The following is a 16398-nucleotide window of genomic DNA, read 5'->3' on the forward strand; positions in this document are numbered from 1 at the left end:
CCTTCACATCATTGCAGGATATCATCGAAGTATTTACCGCTCAGCTTATGATTGCTGTAAGGTCACTGTTGGGCTTTTTTCTGTTTGCGGTTTTCCTTGGCGATCATCGCTGCAAACACTTTACTTGCCTTCTTTAACCTGGCATCAAATTTCTTTCCCGATAAATGAAATCCATCGAGGCTATTGGCAAGCCTGTGCTGAACTATTTGAGAGATCTGCTTTTTTGAAAGATCAGCAGTATTGACTTGCTGTGACATATAATTTATATCCATGGTTATTGATTTTCAAACTGATACTTTTTATAAATAGTGATGCTATACATATATCAAATAATATTCCAGTTTAGCACATTCAATTCGAATACAATAGATGATCAGCCACGCGGGTTGGCACATGATTTTATATTTTAATGTAAAACGTAGTTATGAAAAGAGTATATCTGACAGCAATGACAGCTTTAATAAGCTCATTGCTCCTTGCCCAGGAAAAAGCTGCAGACGTTGATATAAATGTCAATAAGGATAGTGGTGGTTCGTTTTGGGGTTCGCCCGTTTTATGGATTGTTGGAGCCGCCGTTTTCATAATCATTCTGGTAGCGGTTTCACGTAGTGGCAGCCGTCAATAAAGATGATGAGCATCAATTGCCATTTAAGGAAGGAAGAAAAAGGATTGGTTCTTCATAAAGCATTTGGTTGAGAACGGCCACTTCGTAAACGCCGTTTTCAACCAATGCTTTTATTAAAAATTTTTCATTACACTCTTAGCACAAGGTGTAATGCGGCACATTCCGAAGATTTATAATAATGTTTTGAGTAATAGTCCAACCAATGCTGCCACTACTATAATAAGTGGTTCCTGCACTTTTTTGAATGTAATAAGTATGAGGATAGTAGTTACGGCAATAATAACAGCAGTAAGATCCGTTAGCTGGCGTTTGCCCAGCACCAGCACTGCACCGCCGATAGCGCCAATAGCGGCCGCCGTAACCCCATCGACAAACGCTTTGATAGCGGGATGTTTCCCAAATTTCTTGAAATAAGGCGCCGGAATAACAGTAAACAGATAACAGGGCAGAAAAGTGGACAGGGCTGCAATGCAGGCGCCGGGGAAACCAGCCACCAGGTAACCGATAAACCCGACGGTGATCACAACAGGGCCAGGTGTTATCATGGCTACCGCTACGGCATCCAGGAACTGCTGATCATTCAGCCACTGGTATTCTTTCACTACGCCGCCATACAAAAAAGGAACAATCGCCAAACCACTGCCAAATACAAATGCACCGGCTTTGAAAAAGAACCAGCCTATTTGCGTCAGTTTTTCATTGAGGGTAAAGGCAGTTGCAATTTGAAGCAATATCGGAGAAAGGAAGCCTGCTTTCCCCGAGACAAAGCGTGGCGGGGCCCTGTTTAGCCATACGATCACTCCACCCGCCAGGATCAGCCAAAGGATCTCCTGTTCTGTAATGAAGGTAACCACAGCCAGCACAATGGCAATGCCCCATAACAGCCAATCCCTGCCAAGGCTTTTTTTCGACAGTTTGTAACTGCTAATGGCAATGATGCCGATAACGGCAGCACCAATGCCGTAGAAAACAGCCTGCATCCAGGGCAATCCGCCCGCCTGCACATACGCATAACTTATTCCCAGCACCATGACAAAGGAAGGAAGCACAAAGGCAAGTCCAGCCAGCGTTGCACCCAGGATCCTATAATGCACATAGCCCAGGTAAATGGCCAGCTGCGCGGCCAGGGGCCCGGGAGCGAGCTGCGCAAGCGCCAGTCCTTCCTTATAATCTTCATCCGTGATCCATTTGCGTTTTTCAACCAGGTCGCGGTGCATATAGCCCACCAGGGCTACCGGGCCTCCGAAGCCAATGCTTCCCAATTTCAAAAAATACAGCACGAGGTCTTTTAACTTATAGGAAATTTCCATGGTTGTCTTATTTATTCCGGCTATGCACTTCCTGCGTTACCAGCAGGCATTGTAAAAGAAATTAAACCACAATGCTATCATTTAATTGTTAGCCAGAATAGAACAAAAATTACTGCCTTGTATAAATATTACTTTTCTGACGATTCTGCTGAGGCGGCTGATTTCTATTACTTAAAATAATTTGTTTAAATGAAATATGTTTGCTACCTTAAAAATGCATTTCTTTTAACTCCAAACCACAAACTGTGCCCCAGGACAGATCAAGGTACCGCTGAATAAGCACACTCTCCTCGTTTGAGAGGCGTTTTAATGTATACATATTTTTCATCCGACAATACCATCATTATGGAGCGGCTATTTCATGTGTATGATTACACAAACAATCTTTTATTTCTGGATGATTATGTTCTTGATGACAAAAATGATCTGATGAGAGTGACGGGAGAGCACTATACAAAGGTGGTAAAAACAGTATCGTCTCCAGCCATAATCATTGAACTTAATGGTACCTGCCAAATGCGGTATTATTTCCGGGCAATTTGCTGGGATAAGACTTTGTTGATTGGTGCAAAATTGATCAATGGCACCTGGATGATAAATGAGTATTTTGAAAATCCGTCAGGATATTTTGTGCTCACGCTAATGAAGAAAAACCTGCTCGAAGGCAGAATAACCCTTATTCAGCCAGATAAAAACGCGATAATGACCTCTGAATTATGATGCATTTCACATGGAATATCTTTTGCATTTGTCAGGCGAAGTTTTTTATTGAATGGATGAGCGGGACCCTATGTCTATAGGGCCCCCTTTTTTGTGAATTACCATGCACATAATTCCACGGGATGAAAAAGGAAATTAAACATATCTGTTTGGCAGAAGATGACCCTGACGACCATTATTTATTTCTGGATGTTCTCACTGAAATAGACAAAAACATTAAACTTTCCTGGTTCCAGACCTGCGAGGATCTGTTGAAATTCCTGAGATCAACCAGCGATCTGCCATGCTTGATAGTAATGGATATGAATATGCCTAAAATGAGCGGACAAACCTGTTTGACATCCATAAAAAAGGAGGCAAAACTGCAGCATATTCCGGTTATCATATTTTCCACAGCAACAGAATCTTCGATCATCGATATGGCCCAAAAAGCAGGCGCTTATAAATATATTGTTAAACCATTCTCGCTAAATGAATTCCGGGATATTGTGCGGGAAATTCTGGCTACCACATTACCATAAGAGCAGGTACCGGGTATGAGATTTGCTTTTTACGTTGTGAAACGAGGTCGTGCAGTATGGATAAACGCTTAAAGGAATACCTGGAGGAGCTGGAGCGCAGATACATTGATGAAGTGAGGAACTTTCTGGAAGCCTTGCAGAAAGACGCTTCCCCAAAAGAACTCATCACCATCAGGAAAAACGCGAAGCAGATCTTTAATGAAATAAAAAAGAGGTCGCAGGACACACAATCCGGCACATAGGCATGGTCGCCGATCCCAAACGTAGTTCTTGAATCGGGATAAAAATAAAACAGCTTCCGTACCACCTGTCCGTTATTATAACCCATCTCTATAGAATACCCGTTTAATTTATAGGTTCCTGCCGCATTGGAATTCGAATAAGCGGAAGTATTGACGTTGAAATCGGTATTTGAACCTCCACCCGTCTTCTTCATTAAAAACTGCCCGTTTTCATTAAAAGTGATATTGCTCGAATACACGATCATTGTATTCCCTCCCATGGCTGTATTACCGCCGCCGCCAATGGGCTTCTCATACTTTTTTTTAACGGGTTTAACAAATATGGTAACCATTCTACATGAAACGTCGAAAACGAACCGCCTATGGCGCCTTCCAACTATCTGCACTGAGAACCGGATTAAACTCAATGGCGGTTGTGGTTACCACTAGCTTATTCTTTCCATCTGAAGACTCTGTAACCGATGGATAAGTGATACCATGTGATGTATTGAAATTTTTATATACCGACATATTGGGCGCCTCTGTTACCGAATACGCATTGCCCTTCAACGAATAATCGCTGCCGATCAAATACACCAGCTTTCGATCCCCTTTGTAGAAACTGATCATATAATCGCTGCCTGATCTGTCGACAGTTCCCTTCATAAAATAATTATTCAATTTCTTATGTAAGCCCAGAATGCCCTGGTAGACACTTAACTGAAGCTCTTCCCTGTCGCGTTGCAGCAGCGGAGACCTTTTGCCTTTTATCCATTGCCAGCCGGAATCACCTTCCAGTTGTTTGACCATCAGCAATTGACCACCCTGCCTGATCTCTAACCGGATCTTATTGTTCAGGACATCAGTAATGGAAACCGCCTCCATATTCCCTGTAATGGTAGCCGTTTCCTTAAGGGTTGTAATTTTATCGATATGTTCGCCTCCATAGCGTGACCGTAACCTGCTCATTAACTCGGCAGCAGATGGCAGGCCATCATGTTTTCTTTCGGCCGAAGCTGTTTCGGCTACAATCGTTTCGGCTACAGCTGTTTCCGCCGCGGCTGCCTCTGCCCTGAAATAAAACTCGCCGTCGACCAGGATCAGATCTTCTTCATTTGGCGGACTATAAAAGAAACTATGCCTGCTAACACGGCCATCCTTGAAGGTGAAAATGATCTCTCCGTCACCCAACTTGTATTTACCACTTGTTTTTGTTTCGTTTTCATATTTTCCGGCCGCATCATCAGCCCCTACCCCTACGATTCCCGACTTATTGAAAGCAAAATTCCCTTTTCCATCAAAATACAAAGAGCTCGAGGAAAAAGCCCCTACTGTTGGCAGACCGGTACCCATGCCGCCCCGGCTGCTGCCTGATCTCTTTTCATAGGTGGCCGCGGTCAAACTACTTATCTTCTTTACTTTATGTAAGGTATGTTTAATGCCCGCCATACTTAGCAAATTACCGTTAGGGGCTAATTGATAAGTAAGAGGCTCCTGGCCGTTTTTGAATGACAGTTTTACAACATTGTTCTTGATGACGTAAGAACCAGTAACAGCGGTTCTCCAATTTGTGGTGTTCAACTGATCATTAAAACTGCCGTCCTTTCTGAAATAGATGACAATATTATTGACCTGCATACCATCGAAAGGCGTATTATACAATTGCGCCCCCACATAAACGTCATGAAGGGTTTGGGCAGGTGCCATACATGCGGCAGTGATACAATACAGTGTAAGTAACCATTTCATACTTACAAGCTTATAAATTCCCTGCCAAAAACCGGCAATGAGATTAAGTTTTTAAAAAATTTCTTATTGAATTATTAGCGGAAGAAGGACACATGTACAATGAATGGATTAAACTAAACGCGCTATAAAATAAAAAGATCAAGTATAGCAATGTTAGCTATTACATTTGAATATCGTATCGTCAATATCGAAAATTAGTTCAAACTAAAAAGGCTTCAAGTCCAATGACTTAAAGCCTTTTTTTTGTGCCCGGAACAGGAATCGAACCTGCACTCCCTTGCGAGAACCAGATTTTGAGTCTGACGCGTCTACCAGTTCCGCCATCCGGGCTTTTTGCCCTTTTTCGAACTCTAGCTTACTTAAAATCAGTGAATTATCACCTAAAAGAGCTTTTCAAAACGGGAGGCAATATTACGCAATTGAATATTCCTGTCCAAAATACAGGCAGTATTTTTTCCATAATTCGGGAAAAGTAATTGATCGGGGTGCATTTTTCAGTTTGATAGGCGGCCCTCAGTGGAACCGATGCCGATCATCCCTACAACCTGATGCAATTTTACAGCTTCGATCTTATCACTTACAACAGCTCTTTTTCGGCAGTAATACTTTCCTGACGATCCTCCATAACTTTTGCCACATAGCTCGGGATTGGGTTATCATTGATTTTCCTGGCGCACAAAGATACGTTCGGGAAGGCTGCCAAATACAAATTCCGTCACCTGGCACAACCACATGGTTTTATTGATCTCCTGCCCATTATAGGTCCTCATCAAATAATATCCGCCGCCAATCACCGGGTCACATTGCTCCGTTAATACCAGTTCATCCGCGCCCTCGAACGGTTCTTCCGCCAGGGTCACTTCAACAGAAGCTGCTCCTGCAGCCATCATATCAAGCATGGTATCGGCGCCGGCCACCATTTGCAGATCGCCTGCACTCCCACCCTGCTCAATGTATTCCGGCAGATCAATAAACCAGCCACCATCCGTTTTAATAAACCGGTATCTTTTCAAAACAAACGTTTTTAACCGTGTTCTTCAAATATACAAAAGCAATTGCACCAGCCGCGACGGATGCAATTTGCCTGTTTTGCCATCATACATTCACTAATGCACGTTATTATTCTTTGTTGGAACCTGAGCCTATAAGCACGCAGCCGCCTATGACTACTATTCTCATATCCTTAGTTTTCGGGTGATTGCTTGTTGCTTTCAGGCGCGTTTTGCTCCTTTTTTATTTCCTGTACATCTTCCATATGAATAGCATCATCCAGGAACTCACTGCCCTCAGAAAGGTCGTGTATGGGCCCATGCGGATGAACATGCGGATGTTTGTCCGGATGACTCCTGGGATCCTTAGCGGCATGTAAAAAGAAAAGTTTCATGGCGTATGTTTTGGTTATTGTTAAGATGGCAATTCGCTGTTAAGCCTTTTGTGTTTGAGCGGCCAGCCATTTCTCATAACTCAGTGCTCCCAGTTTGGCCTGATTGCCGGCAGGCACCAATGCAGCCGGAGGGATGGTTCCGCCGTAATATTGGTTGAAGTTATTCTCCGCGACGGTGCGTGGGTCATTAGTATCTTTCAGGAAACGGGTAATAAAGGCCGATAAAGTCGAACGCTCAGGGCCGGCTATTTCTATGGTACTATTCGCAGGTGTCATCAGCGCAGCCTCGGCGACAAATGCCGCTACGTTATCTGAAGCGATAGGCTGGAATTGCACATCGGAAACATTCACTACATTTCCTTCCGTAGCCTGATTGGCAAGGCCTGCCAGGAACTCCAGGAACTGTGTGCTTCTGACGATGGTGTAGGGCACGCCAGACCGTTTGATCAGGTCTTCCTGCACTTTCTTAGCGCGCATATAAGCAACGTTCTGCATCTGGTCGACCCCAACAATCGAAAGCGCCACGTGATGTTTTACACCGGCATTGATCTCTGCGCCCAGCAGGTTCCGGCCTGAAGTCTCAAAAAATTCCATAACCGCCTTTTCCTCGAAAGATGGTGAATTCGAAAGATCAACCACTACGTCGGTATTCTTCATCGCTTCCGCCAAACCTTCTCCCGTGATCGTATTGATACCCGTGTTTGGCGAGGCGGCAATAACCTCATGGCCCTGTTGGCGCAGTTGGTTTACGACTTTTGTTCCAATGAGGCCAGTACCTCCGATGACTACGATTTTCATAATTTGATGGTTTTGTGTGTTGCTTCTGAAAGACCATTGGAATGCCAACAAATCAAATTATTGATAGTCAATACGAACAGGATAAACGTTTAAGCGGTTTTCACTGTATTTCGTTAAACCACTTACTCTTTCACTAAATGGAGGGAATCAGCCAAAATAGTCGGCCTTGCTAATGCCTAATTTTTTCATTTTGGAATGTAAGGTATTGCCGGGTATCGCCAGTATTTCGGCAGCACCGCCGGGACCGGAAATTTTTCCGGTGCATCGCTTCAATACTTCGATTATATAAGTACGTTCAAGTTCTTCCAGGGAACGGTTTTGCAGAAACCCCTGTTCGCGTTTTTCGCCTTCCGGATGCCGGGGTAAATACATCGCTCAGTGTGCCGTCGGTGGTGAGCAACACACTGCGTTCTATCAAATGCTCCAGTTCCCGTACATTGCCTGGCCAGCTGTAAGTTTTCAATTGCTGAATAACCGAGGGCTTGATCTTCCTGATCTTTCTGCCCGTATTTTTATTGTATTTGGCCACAAAGAACTGGATCAGGGGCTCAATATCTTCCGGACGTTCCCGCAATGGCGGCAAATGTATCGGAAATACGTTAAGGCGATAATACAGGTCGGCCCGGAAACGGCCAGCCTTTACTTCTTCCTCAAGGTTCCGGTTGGTGGCTGCAATTAACCGTACATCCACCTTAATGGTTTGTTTGCCGCCCAGGCGCTCCAGCTCCCGCTCCTGGATCACCCTTAGTAATTTCGACTGTGCTTCCAGTGGCAATTCGCCAATTTCATCGAGGAAGATCGTACTTTGATTGGCCAGCTCAAATTTTCCGATACGCCGGTCGAAAGCGCCCGTGAACGCCCCGCGTTCATGGCCGAATAATTCACTTTCGATAAGGCTGGCTGGCAGAGCGGCACAATTGACCTTCACCATCAGCTTGTCTTTGCGCGGCGACGCATTGTGAATGGCCCTGGCGATAAGTTCCTTGCCGCTGCCTGTTTCGCCCAGTACCAGCACCGTTGAACCGGAGTCTGCCACCAACGAGATCAACCGGTATACCTGTTGCATCTTTTCACCATTGCCAACGATCTCGGCAAAATTATAAATGGTGCTGATCTGCTCTTTCAGATAATCATTTTCTACTTCCAGTTGTCTTTTATAAGCCAGCAGTTTTTCATTTGCCTGCAAATTGGCGATTGCGATGGAGATCTGTGCACTAATGCCTTTCAGCATGAGTTTAGTCAACCGGTCTGCGAGCAGCCAGATCGTACCAATATTACGATCACCTACCCGCAACGGTAAACTATACATATTTTTCAACCCGGTGGTGCTCCATAATTTTGCATATTCATTGCCGCCTTTTAACTCTTCTTCGACGTTGAACACCAGGCCATCCGTACTGGCCAGCACCTGCGCCGTATACGTTTCGTGAATGGTGATCTTATCGTTTGCCATCTCATCAAAATTCGATCGAACCTTTGCAAACAATGATTTGTCGAACAGGAATGGACTCAGGTGTATGCCATCGTCGTCGATGACCCTGATCATGGCCAGCTTTGTATGCAGCAGATTATCGAGCCCTTTAAAGATAGCAGCCTGCAGGTCGGCTTTTGTTTTCACCTGGGCTATCTCAACGCTGAAGTCGAGGAGAAAGGATTTTTCTTTTTCTTTTTCGAGAAGATCTTCATTCTTGATAATGTTTGTTACTGCGCTGGACAACTGGGGAGCGATGCGGCTCATGATGCTTCTGAACTCATGGGTAAAACTGCCGATCCTGTCCGAATAGATATGTATAAACCCAAGCGTTTTTTCTGCATTCTGCAGCTTTGTCATCAATATTTCCCTGATGCCACCTTCGTAATTCACTTTGAGGAAAACCGGGCTTCCCGGCTGGTCCTTCACTTGGTCGAGAATAAACGATACCGGCCCTGTAGCCGCCAAAGCAGTTCTCATGAAGGAATTATTTATGGAAAAACGGGACTTGAAGAGTTTCAGATAACCCGGATGCGTTTGTATAGGTGAAGTGCCGATATCATATAAAAATGCGCTGATGGTTTCGTTATGATGATCAATTAGCGTAATGATCGCGTGGGTAAAGTTGAAAAGACCTTTCAGGCGTTTTGAAAAAAGTGCAATCAGATCGCTTTTGTCGCGAACCCGGGTGAGATCATTTCCCAGCTCCAGTAAAATTTTCCTTTCCTGTTCAAGCGCTGCCGTGGAAGGAGCAGGCATTCCAGACGAAGGAGAGATTGCCTTTTTCATAAGGCAATTTATGCAAAAAAATAGTGCGCTTTTTGCCGTTCGTTGAAATCGGGTAAGGGCGCTGCAAAAGTATTAAAGGCCGCCGCTGCAGCCTTTAATACCGGGAGAACTGCCTGATCACACTGCTCACTTCCACAAAAGCTGACGCTCGTCACCTCCTATTATGGCTGCGCCGTCATCGCCCACTGAAATGCAGCGGAAGCTTTTACACATGAGCCACATTCATTCCTGCACGCAAACACAATCACTTTATGATTTTTCGATCATATCTATCATAGCACTCAACTCTTCAACGGCCGCTTCATCGGTGCCCGAGAAACCGGTAACCTTGAAACGGATATTGCCATTTTTATCCAAAATGAATTTGGTTGGTATGCCGGAGATACCAAAATCCTCCACTACTTTATTGGAACCACTTCCATCTTTGAGATCCATCAACACGCGGAAAGAAAACTTGTTATCATCTATATACTTCTTTGCAGCAGCAGTGGCATCCCCTGATCCTTTCTCCCAGGTATGAATAAAGAGGAATTGCACATCGGGTTTATCTTTATATTTATTCACAGCCATTTGCATAGCAGGGAAAGATCGCTTACAGGGCCCGCACCAGGTTGCCCAGAAATCGAGCACTACAATTTTTCCTTTCAGGCTTTCTGAACTCACTGTATTGCCATTCACATCTTTCAATACCCATGCCGGTGATGGCTTGTTCATGATGGTATTCTTTAAATTCGCTATGACCTTCCTGGTGACTTCTGCCTGTACTTCTTTCATATACTCTGCATATGACTTACCGCCTGCGTTCAATTTTTCATAGAGGCGTTTATGCATTTCTTTAAATTCGTTATCAGCTTCACCGCCCTTTACGATTTCATCGGCTTTCTCATAGGCTTCTTTATCTTTACCCATGGCTTGCAAAATTTCGACATAAGTTCTATTTACATACGAAACCGGTTTCGGATCCTCAGCATAGGCTTTTTGGATATACACCAACGCACTATCTGTGTTGTTCTTTTTCAACAGGCAACGGGCCACCGACGTGCAATATCCTCTATAACCGGAAGCGGCAAAACGGGCGCCTTCTTCGTTTGTGCGGGTGGTTTTGAAGGCCAGTGACATGGCGGCGGCTTTTTTGTATAAAGCCAGCGATTCATTTATGAAACCGTTCTTTTCCAGGCGTTGCGCCACACTCGCCCAGGCTTCGCCCTTCCAGGCGGGCGTTTGGCCCTGGTCAGAATAAAACAGTGCCTTCTTTAGATTCTTTTCATCTGCAAAGGCAACGGCTACGCTATTGGCGGCATAGTCGTACACGATCTTACTGCCTTCAAACTTTTTAACGGGATACTTCTTTAACCATTTCTGATACGCGGCTTCTTTTTCAGCCGCGGTAGCTGCATCGTAGATGGTTTGCACTTCTTCTCCACGCCAGTACATACCACCGGGGAAACGGGTTTTAATAATCGCCTGAATGGAATCGCTGGTAGCTTTCTTTTTCATCACACTGAATAATTGCATAGATAAGATCCAGTCGCTTTCTTTTTTGCTGTTTAACAGGCTGTAGAGTTTACCGGTCACCAATTCCCTGTCGGCCGCCACTTTTGAAGTAGCTAACCGGTAATAGTATTGACTGGTGGTATCTTTTGATTGTGCCTGGGTCTTTACCACGAACAAGGTTAATATTATTAGATACAGTAATCTTCTCTTTTTCATGTTTATGTTTATTATTATTGCTTAATAGTTACCGGTTATATGTTACAGGTTACAGGCTGCAAGGGTTCAGGGGGCAAAACCCTTAGTATTCATTAGCACATCAGCTAATTAGCACATCAGCACATCAGCACATCAGCACATCATTTATCATATCCCTCATTCTGCGAAAGATTGGTATTGATGAGCCTTTGCGCATCTGGTATGGGATATAATACGGCGGTATTTTTCCAGGTATTCTTTTTCTGCCCGCCAATAACGGCAGCCGCGCGGTTGGTACGTTTCAGATCCAACCAGCGATGGCCCCATTCGCCAAACAGCTCTACCTTTCTCTCCTGTTCTATGGCCAGCAACAGCTCGTCTTTTGACAAAGAGGCAGCCAGTTTGGGCAGTCCGGCTCGGGTGCGAACCGTATCTATATCCTGTCGCGCCGCGGATAGATTATCCTGCTGCGCACGAGCCTCCCCCCTGATCAGGAACAGCTCGGCAAAACGCAAAGCGACCATGTATTCATTACCGGTGGTGCCCGATCTTGTTTTATATTTTGTTACCTGGTGATAAGTGACGCCGCTTGCCGCAGTGTCGGATGTCCAGTTGGTTTTGCGCAGATCACCTGCTTCGAAGGACTTGTACAGGGTATCGTACAAACTATAAGCAGGCAGCACATTGGCAGCTGAATTGTAATTGGCGCCATAGGTACTGATGCCGGTGGTATTGGTTATTTGCCAGATGATCTCGTTGCTGGTATTTATAAAAACACCGGCAGGCGGCACCAGGCTATACATTTTTGAATCGATGACTTTTGCGGCTTCTGTTTCTGCCAACGCCCATTCTTTATTATACAAATAAGCTCTTGCCAGCAGGCTGGTAGCCGCCCATTTATTAATGCGCGCCCGGAAGGAACCTACATAATTTTCGGGCAATAAGGACTGCGCTTCTTTCAGGTCGGCAATGATCTGCGCCCATACCTCCTGCGCAGGGCTCCGGGCCAGAAAAGCGTTCTCGAGGTCGTTATTGCTCAGCGGCATGGGCACATCCCCAAAGAGATTTACCAGCTCGAACAAGACAAATGCCCGCAGGAACCTGGTTTCGCCCAGTAACTGGTTCTTTACTGATGGCGTTAATGCACCGGAGGCCGTTAAGCCGTCAATGGCGTAATTGACGTTCCGCAGCAACTGGTAATTTTGGTACCAGAAATTGGCATTCATGCTGCTGTTGATAGAGATCGTGTTCGCCTCATACGCATCATATTCTGCGCTGGGCGTATTATACTGTACATCATCGGCCGACATGCCGGGGTACATGGTCCAGCCCAGCAGCGGCTGATTGATAACATTACCGGTGTACAAACCCATGACTGCGCTGGAAGCGGAAATATCACTGGTAAAAACAGCCGATGCTTCTACCTGTGTGGGCGGCCCGCCAATATCAGTGAATTTTTTACACGATGATAAGAATGCAGATAAGGCGAAAGCAGTTATTCCGAAATATATTTGAAATGGTCTGGTTTTACGATACATAGTCAGCAGTCTTAAAATGAACAATTAATTCCAAAAACGATCGTACGCAGGGGCGGCATTACGGCGCCGATGGTACCCGTGCCAATGCCGGGAGGCCCGCCCTGCACGGTGGTCTCGGGGTCGAGCAGGTACTTGTTTTTGGTGAACAGGAATAAGTTCTGTCCCTGTACCGACAGGGTACAATCAGCCATTTTCAGGCGTTTGATGAAAGCCTGCGGCACCATGTATGCAATACTGGCCGAACGCAGTTTCGCAAAAGAGGCATCGCCCCAGGTTAGATCAGAGGAAGCGTAATTGAAATCATTGCCCGATGTTCTATACGCGGGATACATGGCTTCGTCGCCCGGTTTCATCCAACGATTGAGCACAGAAATGTTCTGGTTCAACAAGCCGCCTACCGGTACCGGTGAAGGGAAGAGATTGGTTTTTCCCATGCGGTGGTTGAACTGGAATGTAAAATCGAGCTGGAAATCCTTATATGTGATGGTGTTTGACAAACCCCCATAATAAGGCGTGCCTACCGGCATTACATAGCGGTCACCTGCAAATGTGATAGAACCATTCCCATCTTTATCTTCATACTGAGCTATACCGGTAGCAGGATCTATTCCAATAAAATGATATAATTGGGATACATTCACTGGTTTGCCTATGATGTAGGAAGAAGCGTAAAAAGACTGTTCAAGGCCCGGCCATTTAACCAGCTTATTGTTATAAAAGGTAATGTTCAAAGCCGTTTTCCATTCCAGCGATTTTGATTTAATATTCGTTGTTCGCAGATCTATCTCCACACCATTGTTCGCAATGACCGCCGGTATATTCACTGTTCTGGAATTTAATCCCACCTGTGTTGGCAGGGCAATCGATGAGATCTGGTTGCCTGAGCGGGACCGGTAATAGTTTGCCGTAAGCATAATACGGTCTTTGAAAAAGCCCAGGTCAAGCGCTATTTCATATTTCTTGCGCGATTCCCATTTTATGTCGTCATTCGGTAATACAGGCGATGGGTTCAAAGTACCATTGCCAAGCAAAGGCGTACCGGCATTATACAGGTTCAGGTAGAGGTAATTTGAGATCTGATCATTGCCTGAAGTACCCATACTTGCCCGTAATTTTCCGAATGACAGGAAGGAGAGCCGATCCTGCACAAAAGCCGCTTCTGTAAATACCCATGCAGCGCCAACAGAGCCGAAATTGCTGAAGCGGTTAGCGGGTGCAAAACGGGAAGAACCGTCTCTCCGGAAGTTCAGGTTCACAATGTATTTGCCCTTCCAGTCATAGTTCAGGCGGCCGAAACCGGCGGCATATTTATACCGTTGAACATTGTTATATGTGGCCTGCAGCAGTCCGGCAGCCGTCATACTGCCTAACAGGGCCTCATTGCTGAAATTCCTTGCTGTAATAGAAAATCCATCGGCCGTATTACTTTGAAAACTGGCGCCTGCCAATGCAGTCAGTTTGCCGGCGCCGAGCTTTCTCGTGTAATCAACGGTAGGTTCTATGATATAATTGCCGGCTACATTATTGGCAAAATAAGCGTAACTGCCCTGGGTGCTCGTTGGATTATCAGATGAGTAAGGATTGGCTCTTTTCTGATCGAGTTCGGTTCTGGTATAACCCAGACTGGCTTTGAGGTTCAGGCCAGGCAAGAGGCTATATCTGAGCGTTAGGTTGCTGATGAGGTTATTACCATTCCCGCGATACCTTTTTTTCAAATTACCCAGCGGATTGGTAAAACCGGAATACCAGTACAGGGACCCATCTGCATTATACAATGGCAAATTGGGCGGCAGGTTGTAGGCAGATGAAATATCGGCATCTATGAGGTTTGTTATATCGTTGGCATAGTTGGCCATCACGCCGATATTGAACCGGCCGTTCCTCGATGTATGATCGGCATTCAGGCGGAAAGAAAGGCGCTTTGACTCATTGTCGCCTGGAAAAACCGTGCTTTCCCGATGATAAGCGGCATTAAATAAAAAGCGGGTGCCGCCGGTACCACCTGATATCGTTGTTTGCGCATCTGTTGTACGGGCTGTACCGCCGATCAGGAACTTTTGCCAGTCGGTGCTTTTGGTGGTGTCCCATACCAGCAGATCAGGCGCATTGGCCGCATTGGGTGTCAGATTGCTGTTGGCAAAAGCTTCGCGGCGCATGGTCAGGTATTGCTGCAGGTTCAGCATGGGAATAAAACGGTTCACCTTACCAAAACCCTGGTAAAAATTTGCCTGTACGGTAGTCTTGCCGGTTTTTCCTCTTTTGGTGGTGATGAGCACAACGCCATTGGCGCCGCGTGAACCGTAGATAGAAGTAGCATCGGCATCTTTTAAAATGTCGATGCGTTCAATATCATTCGGATTGATCATACTGAACGGGCTTACGCCCCCGTTGGCCCCTGATATACCAAACGCATTCAGGTTATCGGTAGGCGGAAAACCACCATTGAAATTCGTGAATGGAACGCCATCGATAATGTATAAAGGAATTTCGCCCTGGTTTAAAGAACCCTGCCCCCGGATCTGGATCTGGATGCCACTACCGGGCAAACCATTGTTCTGCGCAATAACAGCACCGGATACGCGACCGGGCAGGGCGGCGAGCGGATTGGCCACCGGCTGTTTGCTGATATCTTCAGCGGTGACTGAACTTACCGAACCGGTGCTTTTTCTCAAGGTGGTAGTGCCATAGGCGATTACCACTGTTTCATCGAGCATCGATCGTTTGGGTTTCAACATAACACCCAGGTAGCTGTTATGCTCGCTGCCATTCGCAAAACCTACATAGTTGTTATACGCACTGATAATGCCCCCGGTAATTTTTATTTCTCTTGATTCATATCCTACAAAAGACACTACCAGCCAGTCACCTTCATTTACATTGATGGTGAAAACCCCTTTATTATCGGTGGTGGCGGTCACCTGCGTGTTTTTAACCATAATGGTTGCAGCACTCAGCGGGGAGCCGTCTTCCGCTACTACCCGGCCCCTGATGGGATCGCCGTATTTATTTCTGTTGGAAGATTGAACGACAGGCGGAGCGGGCGGCGCCGGTCTTGGCCGTACAACGATGTATTTGTTTTCTTCGATGGTGTAGGTAATGCGCAGGTTCCGGAAACAAAGATCGAGTGCTTCTGTGAGCGGGGCATTGGATACCTGCAGGTTAACAGGCGCTTCTTTTTCGATCATCGATTTGCCATAGATAAACACAAAGCCGCTTTGTTTTTCAATTTCCCTGAACACCTGCGTGAGGGGCGCATTTTTTACCCTTAGCGTGATAGTTTGCGACAATCCCCGTGCATGTACCTGCATAAACGCAAGGGTCAAGAAAATAAACGTCAGTTTCATTACGCACAATAATTTTTTCCCTGTAGCCTGATGAAATGAACCGGTGCCTTTACCGGCTGCCATCATCGTAAGATCTGTTCTGGTTTTCTTCCGGCGCACTCTGGTGGCCGAGCAGCTTCTCATAACACCGCCTTCACTCAGTTTCCGGCGGGTTTCGGTTCCACCTTCGCAATGGCTACGGCGAACCAAAGGTTCACCTTCGCGAAAGCTCAGGCGACCTAAAGCAGTTTTTTGCATAC

At 45.7% G+C, this 16398-nt stretch carries 15 protein-coding genes and 1 tRNA gene; 3 read left to right on the forward strand and 13 right to left on the reverse strand.

Annotated features, from left to right (window positions below):
• Positions 1-62: 62 nt before the first annotated feature.
• Positions 63-257 (reverse strand): hypothetical protein, encoded by a 195-nt coding sequence (locus JT717_RS09390; protein WP_205509960.1) that lies wholly within the window; start codon positions 255-257, stop codon positions 63-65.
• A gap of 167 nt (positions 258-424) precedes the next feature.
• On the opposite strand from JT717_RS09390, the gene JT717_RS09395 reads away from it, so the two are divergent.
• On the forward strand, positions 425-625 hold the full coding sequence (locus JT717_RS09395; protein ID WP_205509961.1) for a hypothetical protein: 201 nt from the start codon (positions 425-427) through the stop codon (positions 623-625).
• A gap of 170 nt (positions 626-795) precedes the next feature.
• Here the strand turns inward: JT717_RS09395 and JT717_RS09400 are convergent, their stop codons facing one another.
• A complete protein-coding gene (locus tag JT717_RS09400; protein WP_205509962.1) occupies positions 796-1935 on the reverse strand; it encodes a chromate transporter in 1140 nt (379 codons plus the stop codon).
• 345 nt (positions 1936-2280) lie between these two features.
• Here JT717_RS09400 and JT717_RS09405 point away from each other — a divergent pair, with 345 nt between their 5' ends.
• Positions 2281-2655 (forward strand): hypothetical protein, encoded by a 375-nt coding sequence (locus JT717_RS09405; protein ID WP_205509963.1) that lies wholly within the window; start codon positions 2281-2283, stop codon positions 2653-2655.
• Between the two features lie 122 nt (positions 2656-2777).
• Positions 2778-3176 (forward strand): response regulator, encoded by a 399-nt coding sequence (locus tag JT717_RS09410; RefSeq protein WP_205509964.1) that lies wholly within the window; start codon positions 2778-2780, stop codon positions 3174-3176.
• On the opposite strand, the gene JT717_RS09415 is transcribed toward JT717_RS09410, so the two are convergent.
• From JT717_RS09415 to JT717_RS09465, 11 genes are all read right to left on the reverse strand, one after another.
• Entirely contained in the window at positions 3160-3750 is a 591-nt protein-coding gene (locus JT717_RS09415; protein ID WP_205509965.1) for a hypothetical protein, read from the reverse strand. The two genes, JT717_RS09410 and JT717_RS09415, sit on opposite strands and share 17 nt — an antisense overlap.
• 28 nt (positions 3751-3778) lie before the next feature.
• Positions 3779-5146 carry a hypothetical protein gene (locus JT717_RS09420; protein WP_205509966.1) on the reverse strand — a complete coding sequence of 456 codons (1368 nt, stop codon included), beginning with the start codon at positions 5144-5146 and terminating at the stop codon, positions 3779-3781.
• A 246-nt stretch (positions 5147-5392) separates the two neighbouring features.
• Positions 5393-5476 (reverse strand) — tRNA-Leu (locus JT717_RS09425).
• 326 nt (positions 5477-5802) lie between these two features.
• Entirely contained in the window at positions 5803-6159 is a 357-nt protein-coding gene (locus tag JT717_RS09430; RefSeq protein ID WP_205509967.1) for a DUF6717 family protein, read from the reverse strand.
• A 170-nt stretch (positions 6160-6329) separates the two neighbouring features.
• Positions 6330-6530, reverse strand: a complete 201-nt coding sequence (locus JT717_RS09435; protein ID WP_205509968.1) for a hypothetical protein — start codon at positions 6528-6530, stop codon at positions 6330-6332.
• A gap of 39 nt (positions 6531-6569) precedes the next feature.
• Positions 6570-7328 (reverse strand): SDR family oxidoreductase, encoded by a 759-nt coding sequence (locus JT717_RS09440; protein WP_205509969.1) that lies wholly within the window; start codon positions 7326-7328, stop codon positions 6570-6572.
• A gap of 147 nt (positions 7329-7475) precedes the next feature.
• Positions 7476-7700 carry a helix-turn-helix domain-containing protein gene (locus JT717_RS28380; protein ID WP_240347925.1) on the reverse strand — a complete coding sequence of 75 codons (225 nt, stop codon included), beginning with the start codon at positions 7698-7700 and terminating at the stop codon, positions 7476-7478.
• Complete coding sequence (locus tag JT717_RS09450; RefSeq protein WP_205509971.1) at positions 7624-9588, reverse strand: sigma-54-dependent Fis family transcriptional regulator; 1965 nt, start codon at positions 9586-9588, stop codon at positions 7624-7626. The genes JT717_RS28380 and JT717_RS09450 overlap by 77 nt, the downstream gene beginning before the upstream one ends.
• 249 nt (positions 9589-9837) lie before the next feature.
• A complete protein-coding gene (locus JT717_RS09455) occupies positions 9838-11298 on the reverse strand; it encodes a TlpA disulfide reductase family protein (RefSeq protein WP_205509972.1) in 1461 nt (486 codons plus the stop codon).
• Between the two features lie 140 nt (positions 11299-11438).
• Positions 11439-12815: a RagB/SusD family nutrient uptake outer membrane protein gene (locus JT717_RS09460; RefSeq protein WP_205509973.1), complete on the reverse strand. Its 1377-nt coding sequence runs from the start codon at positions 12813-12815 to the stop codon at positions 11439-11441.
• Between the two features lie 11 nt (positions 12816-12826).
• The gene (locus JT717_RS09465; protein WP_240347926.1) at positions 12827-16396 is read right to left on the reverse strand and encodes a SusC/RagA family TonB-linked outer membrane protein; all 3570 of its coding nucleotides are present in this window, start codon (positions 16394-16396) and stop codon (positions 12827-12829) included.
• Between the last annotated feature and the right edge of the window lie 2 nt (positions 16397-16398).

The organism is Longitalea arenae (assembly GCF_016924755.1).
Classification (GTDB): domain Bacteria; phylum Bacteroidota; class Bacteroidia; order Chitinophagales; family Chitinophagaceae; genus Niastella; species Niastella arenae.